This is a genomic window from Paenibacillus sp. TAB_01 (assembly GCF_043945595.1).
In the GTDB taxonomy this organism is placed as follows: domain Bacteria; phylum Bacillota; class Bacilli; order Paenibacillales; family NBRC-103111; genus Paenibacillus_S.
Genome location: NZ_JBIFNP010000001.1, coordinates 6,456,271 through 6,474,218, shown reverse-complemented (window position 1 = coordinate 6,474,218; position 17,948 = coordinate 6,456,271). Strand labels below are relative to the sequence as shown.

General features: G+C 48.6%; 12 protein-coding genes. 5 read left to right on the top strand and 7 right to left on the bottom strand.

The genetic code is table 11. The annotated features are described in order from the left end of the window. Positions 1-206: 206 nt before the first annotated feature. Together ACHHV8_RS31615 and ACHHV8_RS31610 are read left to right on the top strand one after the other, a co-directional pair. On the top strand, positions 207-500 hold the full coding sequence (locus ACHHV8_RS31615) for a hypothetical protein (protein WP_395163165.1): 294 nt from the start codon (positions 207-209) through the stop codon (positions 498-500). A gap of 13 nt (positions 501-513) precedes the next feature. Next, a complete protein-coding gene (locus ACHHV8_RS31610; protein WP_395163164.1) occupies positions 514-834 on the top strand; it encodes a 4a-hydroxytetrahydrobiopterin dehydratase in 321 nt (106 codons plus the stop codon). A gap of 269 nt (positions 835-1,103) precedes the next feature. On the opposite strand, the gene ACHHV8_RS31605 is transcribed toward ACHHV8_RS31610, so the two are convergent. Further along, complete coding sequence (locus tag ACHHV8_RS31605; RefSeq protein WP_395163163.1) at positions 1,104-1,586, bottom strand: GNAT family N-acetyltransferase; 483 nt, start codon at positions 1,584-1,586, stop codon at positions 1,104-1,106. Positions 1,587-1,758: 172 nt separating this feature from the next. On the opposite strand from ACHHV8_RS31605, the gene ACHHV8_RS31600 reads away from it, so the two are divergent. Then, entirely contained in the window at positions 1,759-2,601 is an 843-nt protein-coding gene (locus ACHHV8_RS31600; protein ID WP_395163676.1) for a sulfurtransferase, read from the top strand. A gap of 176 nt (positions 2,602-2,777) precedes the next feature. Here the strand turns inward: ACHHV8_RS31600 and ACHHV8_RS31595 are convergent, their stop codons facing one another. The 6 genes from ACHHV8_RS31595 to ACHHV8_RS31570 form a co-directional block, all read right to left on the bottom strand. Beyond that, complete coding sequence (locus ACHHV8_RS31595) at positions 2,778-6,641, bottom strand: S-layer homology domain-containing protein (RefSeq protein ID WP_395163162.1); 3,864 nt, start codon at positions 6,639-6,641, stop codon at positions 2,778-2,780. A 627-nt stretch (positions 6,642-7,268) separates the two neighbouring features. Further along, positions 7,269-7,451 carry a hypothetical protein gene (locus ACHHV8_RS31590; protein WP_395163161.1) on the bottom strand — a complete coding sequence of 61 codons (183 nt, stop codon included), beginning with the start codon at positions 7,449-7,451 and terminating at the stop codon, positions 7,269-7,271. Between the two features lie 197 nt (positions 7,452-7,648). After that, a complete protein-coding gene (locus ACHHV8_RS31585; protein WP_395163160.1) occupies positions 7,649-8,488 on the bottom strand; it encodes an ion transporter in 840 nt (279 codons plus the stop codon). Between the two features lie 312 nt (positions 8,489-8,800). After that, complete coding sequence (locus ACHHV8_RS31580) at positions 8,801-10,252, bottom strand: IS1182 family transposase (protein WP_395163159.1); 1,452 nt, start codon at positions 10,250-10,252, stop codon at positions 8,801-8,803. Positions 10,253-10,381: 129 nt separating this feature from the next. Further along, positions 10,382-10,984 (bottom strand): response regulator, encoded by a 603-nt coding sequence (locus ACHHV8_RS31575; RefSeq protein ID WP_395163158.1) that lies wholly within the window; start codon positions 10,982-10,984, stop codon positions 10,382-10,384. Continuing rightward, on the bottom strand, positions 10,945-12,222 hold the full coding sequence (locus ACHHV8_RS31570; RefSeq protein ID WP_395163157.1) for a sensor histidine kinase: 1,278 nt from the start codon (positions 12,220-12,222) through the stop codon (positions 10,945-10,947). Before ACHHV8_RS31570 ends, ACHHV8_RS31575 begins: the two co-directional genes overlap by 40 nt. A 582-nt stretch (positions 12,223-12,804) precedes the next feature. Here ACHHV8_RS31570 and ACHHV8_RS31565 point away from each other — a divergent pair. Then, on the top strand, positions 12,805-14,079 hold the full coding sequence (locus ACHHV8_RS31565) for a hypothetical protein (protein WP_395163156.1): 1,275 nt from the start codon (positions 12,805-12,807) through the stop codon (positions 14,077-14,079). Further along, positions 13,988-17,944: an Ig-like domain-containing protein gene (locus ACHHV8_RS31560; protein WP_395163155.1), complete on the top strand. Its 3,957-nt coding sequence runs from the start codon at positions 13,988-13,990 to the stop codon at positions 17,942-17,944. The genes ACHHV8_RS31565 and ACHHV8_RS31560 overlap by 92 nt, the downstream gene beginning before the upstream one ends. Positions 17,945-17,948 lie beyond the last annotated feature (4 nt).

The following is a 17,948-nucleotide window of genomic DNA, read 5'->3' as shown; positions in this document are numbered from 1 at the left end:
AACCCAAATGCCCGTGAAACCCGGCCTTCATGGCTTGTGCAGCGAGGGTATCCACAATCGCTCCACAGGAAATGCGCGGCGCTTCTGCAGACCGGGACGGGCCGTTTGAAAGTTATTGCGGCATCGGTTGCATGGATAGCTTTTTTCAGGTTACAATGCTTAGTAAGTATTTCCATTTCATACCCACCCGGAAGGACTGACTGTCGATGGGGATTAAGTTCGGTAGAGAATACAATGACATTATTGACGATTTCACCCAGGCTTTACACAGTATCAATGAATGCTATACCTTTTTGGAGATGACCTCCGAGGAATGGAACGGGCTGGAGCGCGAGGAGCAGCAGGAATGTATGAAGACGCTGGCGGACGATCTGTTCTACGGACTCGGCACCTCACCCAAAATGCGGGTCGGCGGCTGCACGCTGAGCCACGACAAAGAAAAGCACGTCATTGTGGTTCACCACGACGGCAAGCTGATCAGCATCATCTATTTGGTGTAGGGAAGGGATACGTATGAAGCTTGACAGGCTGCCGGTAGAAAGCTTGGGGCATCGGCTGGAGCGGGCGGAAGGATGGCGCTTGGAGGAGGACAAGTGGATCTTTAAATCGTATCGGTTTCGAACGTTTCCCGAGGCGGTGGCCTTCGTGCAGAGCATTGCTTCCGTTGCGGAGCAGGAGCTGAACCATCACCCTTTCATCGCCATTGATTATAGGATTGTTCGGCTGCGCCTCACGACTTGGCATGCGGGAGGACTGACTGAACTCGATTTTGAAGCGGCACACAGGTTCGATCAAATATATTGGAAATCGGAGGCTTCTGCTCCTCCGAATTGAATGCGCATACAATTTTTCTGGAGAGCTGGGGAAACGACGGGCATGGGAATCCTTGAGCTGTCTGTGCGAAAAGTACGTTCAGACTCTTCGATTGTTGTACGCGAACAGGAACGGGCTGCGGTTCTCCCTGCAGCTGCAGAGGTCTCCGCAGTTGTAGGACTCTTCGCAGGGCAGAACTCCTCGCAGCTGCAGAGGTCTTCACAGTGCAGAACCCTCCTGCAGTTGTAGGACTCTCCGCTGCTAGGAGCTCCGGATAGCGGCAGGGGTATTCAGCCGTACCACACCATACAGTGAAATTCCGCCTGGCCGGCTGGCGTCATGCGCTCATAGGTATCCGTTTCCTGAAAGCCGGCTTTTTCGTAGACTCGGTATGCGCGCCGGTTCCAGGCAAGCACCTCCAGATCAATTTCATGGGCAGGTGCTTTTTGTTTGGCTGCCAGAGCAATCGCTCTTACAAAATCCGCTCCGTATCCGAGTCCGCATAAATCGGGTCGCATCCCGAGGCCCAGCCGCGTCACTCCAGCCATCGGAAACAGCTGTGCAAAGCCCCATAGCGTCGCGTCCTGGTCTATCACGGCTCTGTACTGCTCCTCGCGGAGCTGCGGGTCTGCGAATTCCTCCTGGGCTGCGAGCATCGTATCCCACGGCCGCCAGTTATACAGGTCGTACGGGGGAGGGTAAGACCAGCTGCAGATCAGCTGGCCGTGCATCTCCGTAAAGGGCACCAGCTGAAAAACAGGTGTAGTTCGCATGCGGCTCACCTCCTTTTTTTATTTATTGTACCCGGGCCTATTTCCGTTGTCTAACGGCTAAGATTGCAGGATTCCAAGAGGAACGGCGCGATTGCGCATTTTGCACCGCTTCGGTTCCGTTGTATACTAGAAGAAATATCCTATCTCCCTGTAAAGGAAGTGAATGATGGTGCTGAAGCATATTGTAAGCCAAAACTGGCTGTTTGAGCACGGAACCGCAGAAAATATTGTGATAGCCGACTGCAGGTTTTTGTTAGGGCACGGGAATGAGAGCGCAGGCCGTGAAGCTTATGCGGCAGACCATATACCCGGAGCGGTATATTTTGATCTGGAACAGGACTTGTCCGCAGCCAAAAGCGAGCACGGCGGGCGCCATCCGCTTCCCGATGTGGAAGCTTTGGCTCGTAAGCTGGGCAGTGCGGGCATCAGCAATAACTCGACAGTCATTGCATATGACGATCAGGGCGGGGCGATGGCTTCGCGCTTCTGGTGGCTGCTGCAATATCTAGGGCATAAGCAGGTATATGTGCTGGACGGCGTCTACAGTCAGTGGAAGGCGGCGGGCTACCCGGTGACTGACGAGCCGCCGGTTGTGCATGAGGCTGTATTCGAGCCGAACCCTCAGCCTTCCATGCTGGTGAGTATGGAGGACGTGAAGAGCCGGATCGGGCGGCCGGGAACCGTACTGATCGATTCGAGAGAAGAGCGCCGATATGAGGGACTGGAGGAAGCCATTGATCCGGTGGCAGGGCATATTCCTAGTGCTCGCAACCGCTTCTGGAAGGACAGCTTGAACGAGCAAGGAAGCTGGCGTGACGCGGAAGAGCAGCAGCGGCGATTCGCCGACCTGCAGTCTGCCGACGAGATCATCGTCTACTGCGGCTCCGGCGTTACTGCTTGCCCGAACGTTATCGCGCTGCAAGAGGCCGGATTTCAGAATGTGAGGCTGTATTCCGGAAGCTGGAGCGATTGGGTGTCTTACAAGGACAACCCGGTGGCGACGGGGAAGGAATAAAGAGAGACCATGTCGGATGGGTGATGGGCGTACAGAGTGTTTGGAGCTGTACGCTTTTTTTGTTGTTTTCAATTGACTCTTATTTTGTGTGGCGGCGTGAGCGGATTCGCTAAAAAGAAAAAAGAGTCGACCTGGAGGGTCAACTCTTTTCATAGAATTGCTGAAGTGAGGGCCGGTTATTCTTGATGTAAGCTAATCGTAACCGGATCTGCCTCATACACTTGCCCGTCGTCATCTGTCACGAAGAGGCCGTTGATTACGAAATCCAGATTATCTCCATGACCGATCGGAGCCGATGGCTTAATGACAAGGTACACATCATTATATACGGAGTAAGTTACATCTGTAACATTGAATGCCGCATGGCTCACTTGAAGTTTGCCCGCCAGATGGTCAATAGAAAGTGAGTCGCTAAACTTCACAACAAAATATTGGCTGTCTTTGTCGCTCGGAATTACGTAGGATCCGCTGACTTTATCAAGTGAACCGTATACGGTACCAGTCACGGACTCATTCGTTGCGGTAGATACATTATAAACACTCAGTGTTACGGAAAGAGGAGCCAAGATCACTGCATCTTTAGCAGCTAATGCGGAGTAATTCCCTGCCGCATCGAATGCTTTTACTCCGAAGCTATATGTGCCTGGAGCCAAGCTGCCTACTTCAAGGGATAAGTTATCGGTTGTACCGACTGACGTGCCGTTTTTATAAACTGCATAACCGACGGTAGCGACATTATCCACTGCTGCATCCCAACTCAGGATAACACCGTTTGCGATCAGCGAATAAGTTACGCCGGTCACTGTCGGAGCAACGATATCGCGAACAGTGACAATACTTGTTTCAAATTTGCCGCCGTCATCCGTTGTTACCGTAATCATCGCTGTACCTGCATTTTTTGCATGAACGGTAGCCTGAAGACTGTTCGTTGGATCGGAAGTTACCGAAGCGACCTCCGGATTGCTGGATGTCCAGCTGACTTTCTGATTATTGGCCGTAGCCGGATGAATGGTTGCATTCAATAGTTGGGTTTGTTCAGGATCCAGCGTTACACTGTTCGAATCGATAGTCACCGATGAAACGGCAACCTCCTGCACGGTCAGCTTGACAACGGTTTGGCCCAATATTATGCCGTCGGCCAGCGCCTGAATATTAAATTCATAATTGCCTGCTGCCGTTCCAGACGGAGGAACAATTTGAATACCGAATTGATATGTTGCCGCTGTAACAGGGACGTTGGTATATACCGCCTGTGTTACGACATGTACCCAACTGTCGTATACCGGGCTGGACACATTGACCGACAAGGTATGAATGACGTTTCCTTCGGTCGCAGCGAATTTTCTGATAATAGCTGGGATGTCCTCCACGCTTTCCAGTAAAGAGTAAGATCCATTTGTGCCAGCTGCGCCAGCATATCCAATGGACATGCCTTTCATGGTTGCTGCCGCTGTTGTATCATTACCGCTTTGTACGGCAAGAACGATAGTGCCGGCATCTCTTACTTTTTGTACAACCATCTCAAAATCTAAATCGTCTGCTGTTCCAATGACGCCGTCACGGCCAGGGTCAGCACCAAAGTTAAATCCTGCAAAATCGGTGTCATGTGTCGGCGCGTCGCCGAACAAGACGACCAGCTTTTTGGCGTCTGTCCGCCAGCCAACAAAGTCGGAACGCTCTGCCATGTCTGAGAGCTCATACAGGGCGCGGGTATAAGATTCCGGCCAATCGCCACCGTCGTAGGCATAGAGCTTATTAACCGAAGATGTAACTAATTCCGGATCACCCGTTACGGTTTGATTCAAGTAAAACGGCTGGTCCGTACTACCAGTGTAAATATTCGGATAATCCCTAAAGCTTACTACGCCGAAATTTGCATCCGGGACCGTTTCACGGATTTCGTTCATGATTTTAATGGCATTTGACTTTACAGTATCAATAGAGCCGCCCATGCTGCCGGTTGTATCAAAGGCAAAAACGACATCCAGCTTCGATATCTTTGCGTCAGGCTTGATGTTGACATCCATGTCGAATTTTCGTTCTTCAGTCGGAGCAAGGATGTAATCCACATTAGTAGGTGTTACTGTAAAACCGTTCTCGCCAAGCACGGTAACAATCGCTTCCGCACGAACCGTACCGTTCGTTGCCGCACGCGTCGAAATTGTCGCCGATCCCGGAGCAACCGCAGTAACAAGTCCATTCTCATCAACTTTGGCTACGTACGGGTTAGTAGAGTTCCACACGATACCTTCGTTCGAATTTGCTGGTTGAATTATTGCGTTCAACGTTTCGGTGTCCCCGACTTTATTGAAGGTTACGGTTGTTTTATCCAGCGAGATTGAATCAACTGTAAGAATAATGATTGCTTTTGCGGTATCGCTGCTTTCGGACGTATTGCCAAGCGGGTCCACAGCTTTGACGGAGTAATTGTATGTTTGGCCTTTAGTTAAGCCGCTATCAGTAAAGCTATCTTCGCTTGGTTCAGCAATCACGATGCCATCTCTGTAAATGACATACTTTTTAATTCCGGAAGCGTCTTCGGAATTCATATGGATTTTTACCGTATTAGAATCGATCGCAAACTCCACACTTGGTTTTGTTGGAGCCGTCGTATCCTTCAATACACCATATGTTGAGAAGTGGCTGACCTTTGCAATCACAACGCCGTTAATGACTGTCGAAGGTTGATACTCCCAAGTTTCGCCGTTCCAGTAATATGCAGCTACTGTTGCGGGATCCACTCCTTCAGCTATCGGGAGGGCAATTTCTACATAACCGTTGGCGCTGCTAGCGATGAGCGAATTAATATCTGTGCTGCCAAAATCGAAGTTGATAATTTGACCTGCAACAGAAATCCCAGAAACGGTCGGTGTCGTACTCGCGTCAATCGAGGTGACGGTTACCGTACCTTCAGTAAGCATTCCTGCTAGTGCCGTTAAGTCTAGAGTAATACCGCCAGCAAAGGCCAGAGCCTTATCTGTTGCTACAGGGGTTGATACAGCGAGAGGTGCTTCAACATGAAGCGTCAGCTTAACCGTCTGTGCATAGCCGCTGACCGTACCCTCATATGTATAGATACCGGATCTGCTAGTATCAGGGGCTATCGAAGGATTCCATGTAACAGCATCCTGTCTTGTTTCACCATTGCTAAGTGTTACCTGGATTGTGGCTGGCAGCGTATAACTGCCGTTAACGGCAACCGTAGCTACGATATCTGCAATGCTTGCTATCGTTGCAACCGAATGTTTATGGTCTCTCTTGGAAGAACCGCTAGAAGAACCACTACCACTGTCGCTAGTAGCTGCAGGAGTCTGGCTTGGGGTAGTCGTCGAGTCAGGTTGGGAAACCTTTGCAGCTTCCTTGGCTTTCTCTACGAGCTTGTCCTTATTTGATTTGAACTCGTACGCAAGCTTCGCCAACGCTTGTCGTTCCGCACTTTCTTTCGGTCCAAAACGAAGGCCTCCACTGCCATTGTCTACCCCATTAATGAAACCGATTTTGTAGGCCAAGGATACAGCACCTTTTGCCCATACAGATACGGAATCCATATCGGTGAATATCGCTTCTACCGGAGTATTTGCCGCGGCTTCATTAAGGCCAAGTGCCCGAATGAAGAAGACGACAAGCTCTTCGCGGGTGACTTTAGCATCCGGGGAAAAAGTCGTATCGGACGTTCCAGAGGTTATGCCGGCTTTTACCAATGCCCCCACATAGCCGCTGTACCATGCAGTTGGATTGACATCTTGAAAGGACGCGGCCGCTTCCAAGTCTTCCTTTAAACCGTTGGAAAGTACAATAATTTTCGCGAGCTCGGCTCGAGTCATGGATTGGCGAGGCTTGAACGTTCCGTCGTCAAACCCGGATACGACTCCCGCATCCACTAGAGCTTGAATTTCCTTACTTGCGTATGAGTCGGATACATCCGACAGTGTTGTTGCCGCAGAAGCAGAAGCTATCCCCAAGCTGCCTGAAGCAAAGGTCGATACCATCATGCATCCGACCAGTAATTTGGCGATATTTGATTTCATCGCTTGAAACATGGTTCACTCTCCTCTATGTATTTTTCAAAGAACCTCGGTTGCTGCGGTATTAACCTGCAGCGGTTCTTCTCTTCATCTGGTTCTTAGGGCCCGGAGTTTGATGCGATTTAGGCCAGAGATACCAGAAAACGGCGTTTAACTGAAAATTCGCTGAAATATTACTGAGAATTTCCTGAATAAACTGGAAGAACATTGAAGATTATAGCGCGGTATTTGTCATTTTACAACAAATTTTTACTTTTATTCACAAATACGAGCATAACTTTTGGGTTAAAATGTGCGGGAATAGGACAAAAGGCTGTGTTAAGAGCTGGTGAACCGACGGCTGACCGAGCAGTCTTGGTGGACTCAACAGCACGATCTTCGAGCTCGATTCAGGGCAGTTCAAAGTGAAGCTGAATGGCATATGCTCCACGGTGGAGCAGCCGAATGTCTACGTCAAGCGCGGCATGGACATGCTCCCGGATGCGCCAACAAACAGCCTTTTATCAAAGTGGGATCGGCACATGGTATTTTAAACTGTGAGGCTTATCTAACCATAAGTCTCTCCTGTACTTAGCTGGGTTCCTTAGTCACTCTGGTACAGCAAAAAGGAACAGCAGATTCATTGCTGTTCCTCACTCTATTTTAAGCGGCAATAATCCCGTTCATTTGCAGTGCGGCTTGAGCTTGCTCATCGGCGGGATGGTAACCTTTTTCTAATAATTCTTTAATGTACATTTTGTTGTAAATAAACGAAAAAATAATGCCCGGAACCCATGCCCCAACGCCTAATGTAAATATTCCGACCGCGGCTGCAGCAATAAACATGATTGCCGCCCATTTCAAATCGCCTCTGAACAGCGCTGGGAAAAAACCGAAAAAGAAGGTAGTCCAACTAAATCCGACCTTTACATCTTTTATGCCGCCCTCGGCATTTTTAAGTCGTACATGCATGAGTAGATTCGCCCCTTATTTTTACTATTTTGCTACAAAACAATATTTATATGGAAATTGAAATGGCCCGTTTAACTGGATTTGATTTTCCGTCCTTCTCTTTCTTCCATCAGTAAGAACTTCAAGTCCCGAACCTCTTTGCGCAGCAGAGCAATTTCCGAGGAGTCCTCCTTGATCTCGTGAACACCTTTCTCGATCTCAGCAATATCCTCCTTGACCTCACTTGGAATGTTAGCTGCGTTATTGACAATTTCCCCGACGACCAGATTGAGCATAACGAATACAGCAATGAAAATGAATGTTAAAAAATAAACGAAGGACAGGGGACTATACTCGGCAATAGGACGGTATATATTGGCCCAGTCATCGAAGGTGGCGATCTGGAATAACGTTATGAGGGATTTGGACAGGTCGCCGAAATAGACGGGAGAAGCTTCCGCAAAGAAGGTAGCACCGACAACTCCGTAAATATAAAAGACGATGAGCATTAACAAGGAGATACTGCCGATGGTCGGAATGGCCATGAATAGCGATGTAATAATTCTGCGCAGCGAATGGATCGAAGAGATGGTCTTAAGAATTCGCAGCACCCTCAGGATTCGTAGCACACTGACGAATTGGGAGCCCATAAAAGCCAAGCTTGCCGCAACGACAAGAAAGTCAAACAAATTCCAGCCGTCCTTGAAATATGCCGTCCGGTCCACAATGAGCTTCAGAATGACTTCAATGGTGAATATGGACAAGAATAATACATCGAGCTTGCTGAACAATGAATCGTAGGCTTGGCCTATATCGGGATAGCTTTGAAAACCAATTACGATCGCATTCATGAAGACAACGGTCAATATAAAGTTGGCAAACGATTTGCCGTGAACAAACGCACTGAAACGGATTGATGATGTGTTTTCCATGGTTCCCCAATAGCCCTCTTTTCCATTTGAATCGAATTGCGTTCCAACCTTCCAACAATAATTCGTTTATCCTCCTTTCCATCTAAACTCCTGATGAGAGTAACCCGTAAATGTCGAAATTCCGCCCAGCTTTGGATACGCGTATATTACTTTAAGCCTATTTAGGCCGAAAAAAAATCCCCCGAACGGGGGAGAGGCCACTGAAGAACTTACGTTTTTTCGGTGAGTCCAGGCGTTAGGCGAAAAAAATGCGGCACCTGTTCCGATTTTCTCGGAGGGTACCGCATTTTTCATAGGGCTTTACGCTATTTTTTAGTCAGCCAGTTTCAATATCCGCTTTAAGTTTACTGCGAATATGGCCATAGCTCCTTGTATCTGCATGCCTAACAGACCCGAGGACGTGGCTACGTCGTACCCGTGCCGGTGCTTAAGTTCGCTGTTTTTGGCCTCGATCTTGTACCGTTCTTTCGCCTTCTCTTTGAAATACTCCGTTTCCTGGAATGCCATCTGCTCGGCGTGCTCCCCGGATTTAATGCTCACCGAGTACGTTTTACTTTTAGAGCCCTCCTTGTAGCATCCTTCTTTGAAGGGGCATCGTTTGCATAGCTCCACATCGAAATAGTAAGTGTCCTTTTGGTTTTTGCTGATTCCCTTTTTTCCTGTCCGCGCTTTCCGAATCGCCATATGGCCTGCCTTGCATACATACATGCCTGCATCTTTATTGAATTCGAATTCATCTTCCTTTTTGCGCATACCCTGGGTGATTTGTGGGTTAAGCCGGGAGACGAGTTCAATCTGATTTTCCTTGCTGTATGCGATGTTTTCTTTTTCCGAATAGGCCATATCGCCAATTACCGTCTTTACATCCATGCCCGCAGCCTTGCTTTTCTCGATGAGCGATTGCAACTGCTTGCCATCGTTCTTCTCTCCGGTCGTTACAATTGCCGCCGTAATGATTCGTTCCTCACTCATGGCAATATGCGTCTTATAGCCAAAAAACGAGGAATCTGCACTCTTGTGGCCGACGCGCGCATCCTGATCTTGCGAGATGCGCAGTTGTTCTATGTCATCCTCGACGGTCTCTTTTAGCAGATTCAACGGTTCTGTAATCTTAGGCAGTTGGGCGATACCAAGCCCGGTTTCGGTAACCTTGATGAGCTTCTGGCAATAGTCGATCTCGGCCTCGAGCGTATCCACGGCGTTCTTGGCAGGTAGCTTCCCCTTCAGCGATTCGTCGATAGAGTAGATGGCTTTTCGCAATTTGCGGGAACGGTCCTGTAAAATCTCCCTCGGTGATTTCTGGTTATAACGGGCTTTTGTATGCGTCGCGTCCACGATGATGGAGGTGCTCGTTAAAATCCCTTGCGCAGTAGCTAGTTCAACTGTCTTGCCGATGAGCAGATCCAGCAGATCCATGTTTTTTAACCGCAACTTGCGGAACTTCGTAAGGGAGCTCGGGTCGATGACGGCTTCTTCCGGAGCCATCTGAAGGAAGTATTTAAAAGACATATCGTACCGGGAGCGCTCGACCAGATCCACGTCCGACACCTCGAAAATAGCTTTCAGAAGCAGATATTTAAACATCCGCAACGGATCGATGGCGTTACGGCCGTTGTCCAAACAGTAGTTAGCTTTCAATTCGTCGTAGACGAAGGAGAAGTCAACCAGCTCATTTATCTGGCGTAGCATGTTGTCTTTCGGCACGATGAGGTCATATAGCGCTGTGTATGGGCTTAATGCAAAAGAAAGTTGAGGCTGGAACATGGTCTTCACCCTTCCGACGTATTACTTTAAAGTATACAAGAAAAAAGGCACAGCGCCCTCAAAATATTGAGAGTCTGTACCTTTTCATTAACGGACTTTTTCAGTGGCCTCAACGGGGGATGGAGGTGCCTATTCTCCTGGTATCTCTAAATGCTTGGTCTGCTGCAGCGCTTGCACCCGATTTTTCACCTTAAGCTTTCTGTACAAATTTTTGACATGGGACTTTACGGTCTCAGCCGTAATGTTCAACCGATGAGCGATATCTTTGTTCGTCAATCCATCGGAAATCAATCGGACAATCCTCGTTTCCTGCTCGGTCAGTGACGCTTGCCCCTTTTGGAGGGACTCCATGGAATGAACAACAGGGGGGCTTGAAGGTTTGTTTCTGAGTCTGTCCAGGGTCTTTGAGATCCGCTGTGCGGAGACAGGCTTCATGATATAATCCAGGGCACTTATATCGAAAGCTTGCACCGCATAATTATCATGTCCGGTGACAAAGACGATATGGATGGAAGCGTCAAGCTCAAGCAGCAGGCTGGCGAGGCCCATTCCGTTAATTTTCGGCATGGAAATATCCAGAAATGCGAGCTGCACCGGATGCTCTTTTACAAATTCGTAAGCTTCCAGCGGGTTCAAAAACGTGTCGCACACTTCAATTTCGCCGTACTCGGACAAAATTTGTTTCAATCGCTTTACGGATAATTCTTCATCATCGACGATAACGGCTCGCACCAGGCTTCAACCTCCTCGCTTTGCTTGATCGGTCCGACGGGAATATCGAAAAAAACCTTCGTCCCTTGTCCTTCCGTGCTTTCCACCTTCAACCCTTTTCCGTAAAGCAGCTGGAGGCGCTGGCTGGTGTTCCGCAGCCCGATCCCCTTCTTTTTTATATCCGGATTAAAAATCTCCTGCTGTTTAACTTCGCTCATGCCGCACCCATTATCTTCAACGGCAAAGCTGATGGTGGAGTCCGTCTTCTGTCGTACGCAAATTTTAACCGTTCCCCCTTGCCAATCGGTCATCAAACCGTGCCGGATGGCGTTTTCCACAAGCGGCTGTAAAATCAGCGGGGGAATGGGGGCTTCCAGATTGGCCCTTATATCGTACTCTACGGACAATTTGGAGCCAAAACGCGCCTTTTCAATGTTGACATATGCCTGGACTAGCTCCAGCTCATACTCTAGCGTGGTTAGTGTTGCGAGCTGTTCGAAATCAAAACCGCTCTTCAAATACTTCGAAAGATCGATCGTCAGCGCCTCCGCCCTTCGGGGTTCATCATGGCATAGGGCGGCAATTGAATTGAGGGCGTTATACAAAAAGTGAGGTTTGATTTGGGAACGCAGGAAGGCGATTTCCGCATCCTTGGCTTCCAGCTGCAGCTGCTGGTTTTTACTGATGATGTCCTTGATCGTTTCATTTAAAGCGGTGAAGAATAACACGGCCACGATATTAATAATGATATGGATGAAATGCACTTGAAAAGCCGCAAGAAAGGAAATGCCTCTAACAAGATATTCCGTTGTTATGCCGACAAGACAATAGAAGAGCAATAACAGAAGAGCGATTTGTATCCTCCCGCTTTTCTTGGCTCTTGCAAAAAATCTTTGGCAAAACAGAATCACCGGCATGGTGAGTAAAAGGGTTAGAACGGAAGTGTATAATCCTAAATCGACTCCAATGAATACGCGGTACACCACGATAAGCGCAGCGAGGAATAGCCCTATCCCCCAGCTGCCATATAACGCTCCTAAGAGCAGAGGAATGATTCTAATATCGACGCGGTAATCGGAGGCAAACCAAGCCGGAAAGGACATGCATAGCAGGATCGATCCTCCGAATAAAACGGATAAAATGATGTTTTTGTCGCGGTCTCTATTAAACCGTCCCGCGGATAAAAGCTGATAGGCGAATACTATCATTGCGATAAGCGCTAATTGCAGCGCAAAATCTTTTATAATATTCATCGTCATGCGAAATTCACCCTTTGAATAATAGGTAGAAATCAAGGATAAATTCTACATTTCCCGACATTATCCTGCAAAATATAGTGAGGATCGACGATTTTCCTGTAGCGTATACTTTTCTTCGTACATTGCTCCGCCAACCCCTCATGGAGGAGTCACGTCAACAATCCCTCCTGTAACGGTTTACTATTCTGAGTTCAGTTTATAACGCTTACCGATGGTTGATTTTATCACAAGGGCATAGGCTAGACTTTACGGCACACTTTTTTGTTTAAGAATGCAACCAACACCCGCTTGTATGAAGCGTGTCGAATCATGTTACAATCCGGACATTAGATTTTATTAATTTGCTTGATATCCAAAGGAAAGCATGGCAGAATGAATCTAAAGACCTAATTATTTCGGGTCATTATTAGAACGTTGGTCCTAATTTTGTTGACAAGGGTACCTTAAGGGGGGACGCGGGTAATTATTGATTACTTCATTAGCTTGGAACTGATATTTTCGTTTTCTGCAGGGGGCTAGCAGAATTTTTAAGATTCTGACTGGGTAAGAAATATCGTACTTATTTTAGGAGGAAGCAACCTAATGTCATTAAACCTGACCTTCGCTCTTCAGAAGCGAATCTTGTCTTTGGTTTTAGTTATTGTTTTGTTGTGTGGTATGGTTGCTCCGCTGCCATCCGTTCATGCGGCTGGGGGACCATATTTGGTTGATGCGAATGCAAAGGCTATGAATTTTAATCTTAATAAAGCTGATTTACTAACGGGATCGGGAAAGGACGAGGGGACTGCATACCGATATCACAATGTAATTCCGGACAGTGCTACCCCTGTAGATGCAATTGTTACTATCTCCAAATTGGGCAGTAAGGCATCGCTTGGTAAATTCGATGATGAGGGATCAAATTCGAACCGGTTCCAGCCTGTGTTAACGACAACAGGTACAGCCCAAGCAGATGAGTTATCCGGCAATAATTCGGTTGAATATACGGTTGAATTTAAGAGTGGCTCTATTGATGGGGAAGAGTACTCTAATGACGATGTGTATATAAAAGATTTTTATTTAACAGTCATTGATATTGACGGCAGTAGTGCCACCAATACGGAGTTTGTTGAAATTTCGGGATATGAGAGCTTCACTATTCATAAAGATAATGCTTTAAAAGATAAAGGGGTTTATAGCCAGACAACAGGACGAACCCGGTTTACAGGAATTAATACATCCTTAGTCAGCCCCAGCGGCGGACCGGAATTTGATAATACGGCTTCCTTCATAGCTAATTATACGGTTCCAGTTCATTCAATGAAGTTGGTTATAGGGAACACGCGGAATCTAGGTGATAGACAGTTTTCCCTTAACTTCGGGGAACCGGGCGGCGTGTACACTGACCCTAAGCCTCCGGTGCCGAATTCTGCTACCGTGGACATTGACGTGCAAATAGCAGACGGCGGAGACGGCTATCTGACAAGCAGCGAGCTTGGAAGCGTGACTGTTTCCGGGCAGACAGACGCTCCACAAGAGCAACTCGTATTTATTTCCTTAAAGGACAACGCACAGGGAACCCCTCATTTGGCAGATTATATGGTTACCGTTGGCGAGGGCGGTAGCTATACGGTACAGGCCGACCTGTCTTCCTTTACAGGCACAGTGACAGCTACGGCAAGCGTCATCGATTCGCTGGGCAATCCGGGAACGGCCAAGGCCACGACTGCCGTTAATAACGTGCCAGTTGCAAGTATAGTTTCCATCCAAGGCAATGCTGTCGTCGGTGGGCACCATCACCGGCCAGTATACCCTTACCGATGCGGAAAACGATGCTGGCACCGGTACAGGCTCTGCTCAAGACCTGTCTACGTATAAATGGTATTTGGGCAGTGTTCAAGACGGATCGGACAAAGTTCTGATTAACGGTCAAACGGGGAAAACCTATACGATCCAGAATGATGATTTTGGCCAGTACTTATTCTTCGAAGTAACTCCAAAGGCGGCAGCCGGCTTAAACCCTGGCGCAGCAGTGACCAGCCCGGGCATCAAAGTAACGAAGAAGCCAGTTGCTGACGCACAGACCGTACAAGCTTATGCAGATGTTCCGGTAACAATCACATTAACGGGATCCGATGAAGATCTTCCCGTCACGCAGCTGGTTTATACCAAGGGTGCTGCCAACGTGCAGTATGGAACATTAACTCCTGTGGTAGGAAGCGACAACATGCAGTGGAGGTACACCGCCAATACGGAGAGCGTGACGGACAGCTTTACCTTTACGGTAACCGATAGCGATGACAATGTGAGTGCTCCGGCTACAGTAACGATTAAAGTGAATAAATCGCTAGACGGGTGGGTTGGGAACAGCCAGGGAATCACCCAGCCGGTTAAGGCGGCAGCAGGACAGCTGCTTAAAATCTCCGCTGTAAGCTCCGTAGAAGCAGACGAGGTGACGGCAAAGGTAGATAGTACCGTCATTCCTGCTATACCGCTCACGTTGGTGAATGCGGGTACTTATATTACCGACGGGTTTAAGCAGTGGGCGAATACCGGTTTTACAATCCCGGCGGATACCCCAGCGGCTTCCTATCATGTGTCGTTTACAGCAGAGAAGGACAATATTTCGCTGCCGGATGAGCCCGTGAGCAAGCTGGCGAACAACGATTTTGACGTGGCTGCCGCACCTATTGCGAATGGGGTTGAGAAAAGCGCCGACAAAGGACAGGAAGTCAGCTTTACCCAGGCCGACTTTACAGGCCAATTCACCGACTCGCAGCACAATTCTGCAGGATTGATTAAAGTGAAAATTAGTGATTTGCCGGTACAAGGCTTACTTCTTCTGAACAATATTCCGGTTTCAGAAGGGGATGAAATCGATGCTGCCAATCTGGGACAGTTAACGTTTGTTCCGGAGCCAGGCCAGACCGGCACGGTTACTTTTACATGGAACGGTTACGACGGTCTGCAGTATGCTGCGGCGGGCAATCATGTGACGATAAAGATTAATAATCCGCCTGTAGTTGGCGATATTCAAAAGACCGGGCTGGCAGGAGCCGTGATTCCTTTTGCTCCGGCTGACTTTACAGGAGCGTTCACGGATACGGATCCCGGGAACACACTGGAGAAGGTAAAAATTTCTTTGCCCGGCGATTTTGCGAGCAAGGGGAAATTATGGTATACCCCTGTGACTACAGCAGTTTATGTGAATCCGGGAAGCTTTGCTGAGATAGATGCGGCTGATCTGGCCAGTCTGAAATTCGAACCGGTTGAGAATTTGCCGGCCGAAACTTTGGTTTCCTTCAAGTGGGAAGGGCAAGATGGCAGGCAGTACTCTGAGAATCAGGGTAACATTACAATTACTTACAACGGTAAACCGATTGCTATTCCTCAAACCGTAAAGTTAAATGAAGGAACGGCATCGATTTCAATCGTTCTAAAAGGTATGGATGCAGAGACGGTAACCGGACTGGTATACGGTATTCAGTCTCAACCATCCAAGGGAAGCTTGAGCCCTGCCGGAGGGGATACTTGGATCTATACTCCCGATCCGGGCTTTACCGGCGAAGACAGCTTTTCGTTTACGGTAACAGACGGAGATCATCAAGTGAGCTTACCCGTTAACGTGACCATTCATGTCATCAAGCAGCTTGACGGTTGGGTAGGGGATAAGGCGCAAGGTGACCCTACAGTGATTAAAGGAATGCCGGGACAGCCGCTGAAATTGTCCGCCGTTAGTTCGGTAGAGGCAGATGAAGTTGTTGCGGCGGTGGATGGAACAACCGTTCCGTTGAGTCTGACAAATGGGCTGACCTATCAAACCGATGGATTTAAGCGGTGGGAGGCTGTGGAGTTTGTGCTTCCATTAACGACAGCGCCTCAAACGTATCAAGTGACGTTCGAAGCGAAGCGGGAAGGCAATTCTTTGCAGACCGAGGAACAAACCAAGCTTGGAGATAACCGGTTTGAAGTTATAGGCGTCGGTCTGAACCTATCGGCCAACCCTGCCAAAATTATTGGCGACGGAAAGTCGACAACCAGCTTGACCGCAGTTCTGACTGATAAGGACGGCAAGCCAATTGCAGGGGTAGAGGTTGTATTTTCGGTACCGGCAGGGGCAGGCAACGGCTCCTTCCCTGATTCCGACCGCGCTGTGACAGATGCTCAAGGGAAGGCCACAGTACTGTACCAATCGTCCAAAATTACAGGAACAGCGGAAAAGAAAATTCCGGTAACGGCTACGGTAAACGATCCTGCACGAGGGCTGTACGCACAGGATCAAATTATGGTTACGTTCCAGCCGGCTTCGGTATCCGGGATCATCACGAAGGGGGGCTCTAATGAGCCTGTCCCGAATGCAACGGTCAGGATTACACTGGATTTGAACAACGATGGCAAGATTGAGCCTGGTGTCGATTTCGACGAAACGGTGCAAACGGATGCCGACGGCGCCTACTCGATTATTGTGCCGAAGGGGGACGTCCAGTACGAGCTGGAAGTTACGCAGACCGTAACGGTCGGTAATGTTCAGGCTCCTGTGACCTATAAGCAGAAGGCGTATGTAGGCGAAGTAACCGGTGTAGGCAATGAGGATTTCGATTCCGAAAAGACAGTTTCCGGTATCGTCCTATTCAAGCAGGCAGATGGCCAGTCCAAAATGATCGACAACGCTATGGTCAGCAAAACGAAAGTTTACTTAAAAGATGCGGCCGGCAATTATATTATGGAGAACGGCAGCAAGAAGGCGTTTGAGCTTCAAGATAGCGGAGCCTTCAGCGCAACCGGCTTGGCGCTTGGTGATTATACGCTGGAAATCAGCTATGAGGTAGCGCCAGGGCAAGAGCTTGTTATCAGCCGTGGTAATGTATCGGTAAAGGCGAACGGAGAGATGAATATTTCCGAGGAACTGGTCGACCCTTACGGTACGGTTACCGATGCGGCTACGAATGCAACTATTGAAGGCGCGAAGGTTACTCTGTATTATGCGGATACGCAAAGAAATAAGGATAACGGCAGAACGCCGTATGCAGGTGTCGTCCTGCCTGCTATCGCTGATTTCGAGCCGAATAACAATGCCAGCCCTGTCCAGCTTACGAATAACGGCGGTTTATATGCCTACATGGTATTCCCTCATGCCGATTACTATCTAGTGGTAACCAAGGATGGCTATCAGGCTTACACAAGCCCGACCATTCCGGTCGAAACGGATATTGTAAAGCACGATATCAAGATGAACCGGGTAAAAAAATCGTCCGGAGGCGGCTCATCCTCCACACCTGCTTCGGACCCTGCGGTATCGCTGAATATTTCTACGGACAAAAATCTGGTTAAAGAAGGAGACAACTCCACGCTTAACATAGATTACAAGAACGGATCGGCGAATACGTTACCGTCGGGCGAGATTAAGGTGACACTTCCGGACGGCATAACCATTGTTGATGCAGCCGGCGGGAAAGTGAACGGCAATGTCATTACATGGTCTGTCACCGACTTAGGCGGAGGCCAGTCGGGCAGCCGCACCGTCATTATCAAGTGGCCTCAAATCGATGCGCAGGGTAAATCCTTTAACGTGTCAGGCGAATTTGTGGCCGGTAACAATGCGGCTGCTCCGGTACAGGCGCAATCCGAAGTGAAGGTACAGGTATTCTCGGACCGCTTCGGCGAACTGAGCCACCAGCGTTATATTCTTGGTTACCCGGATGGTATGTTCAAACCGGCTGGCTCCTCTCCCGCGCTGAGTTAGCGGC

What these genes read in the sequence shown, in the direction of transcription:
- ACHHV8_RS31615 (WP_395163165.1), top strand. Translation starts at nt 207, where the DNA reads ATGGGGATTAAGTTCGGTAGAGAATACAATGACATTATTGACGATTTC.
- ACHHV8_RS31610 (WP_395163164.1), top strand. Translation starts at nt 514, where the DNA reads ATGAAGCTTGACAGGCTGCCGGTAGAAAGCTTGGGGCATCGGCTGGAG.
- ACHHV8_RS31605 (WP_395163163.1), bottom strand. Translation starts at nt 1,586, where the DNA reads ATGCGAACTACACCTGTTTTTCAGCTGGTGCCCTTTACGGAGATGCAC.
- ACHHV8_RS31595 (WP_395163162.1), bottom strand. Translation starts at nt 6,641, where the DNA reads ATGTTTCAAGCGATGAAATCAAATATCGCCAAATTACTGGTCGGATGC.
- ACHHV8_RS31590 (WP_395163161.1), bottom strand. Translation starts at nt 7,451, where the DNA reads ATGTTTATTGCTGCAGCCGCGGTCGGAATATTTACATTAGGCGTTGGG.
- ACHHV8_RS31585 (WP_395163160.1), bottom strand. Translation starts at nt 8,488, where the DNA reads ATGGAAAACACATCATCAATCCGTTTCAGTGCGTTTGTTCACGGCAAA.
- ACHHV8_RS31580 (WP_395163159.1), bottom strand. Translation starts at nt 10,252, where the DNA reads ATGTTCCAGCCTCAACTTTCTTTTGCATTAAGCCCATACACAGCGCTA.
- ACHHV8_RS31570 (WP_395163157.1), bottom strand. Translation starts at nt 12,222, where the DNA reads ATGACGATGAATATTATAAAAGATTTTGCGCTGCAATTAGCGCTTATC.
- ACHHV8_RS31565 (WP_395163156.1), top strand. Translation starts at nt 12,805, where the DNA reads ATGTCATTAAACCTGACCTTCGCTCTTCAGAAGCGAATCTTGTCTTTG.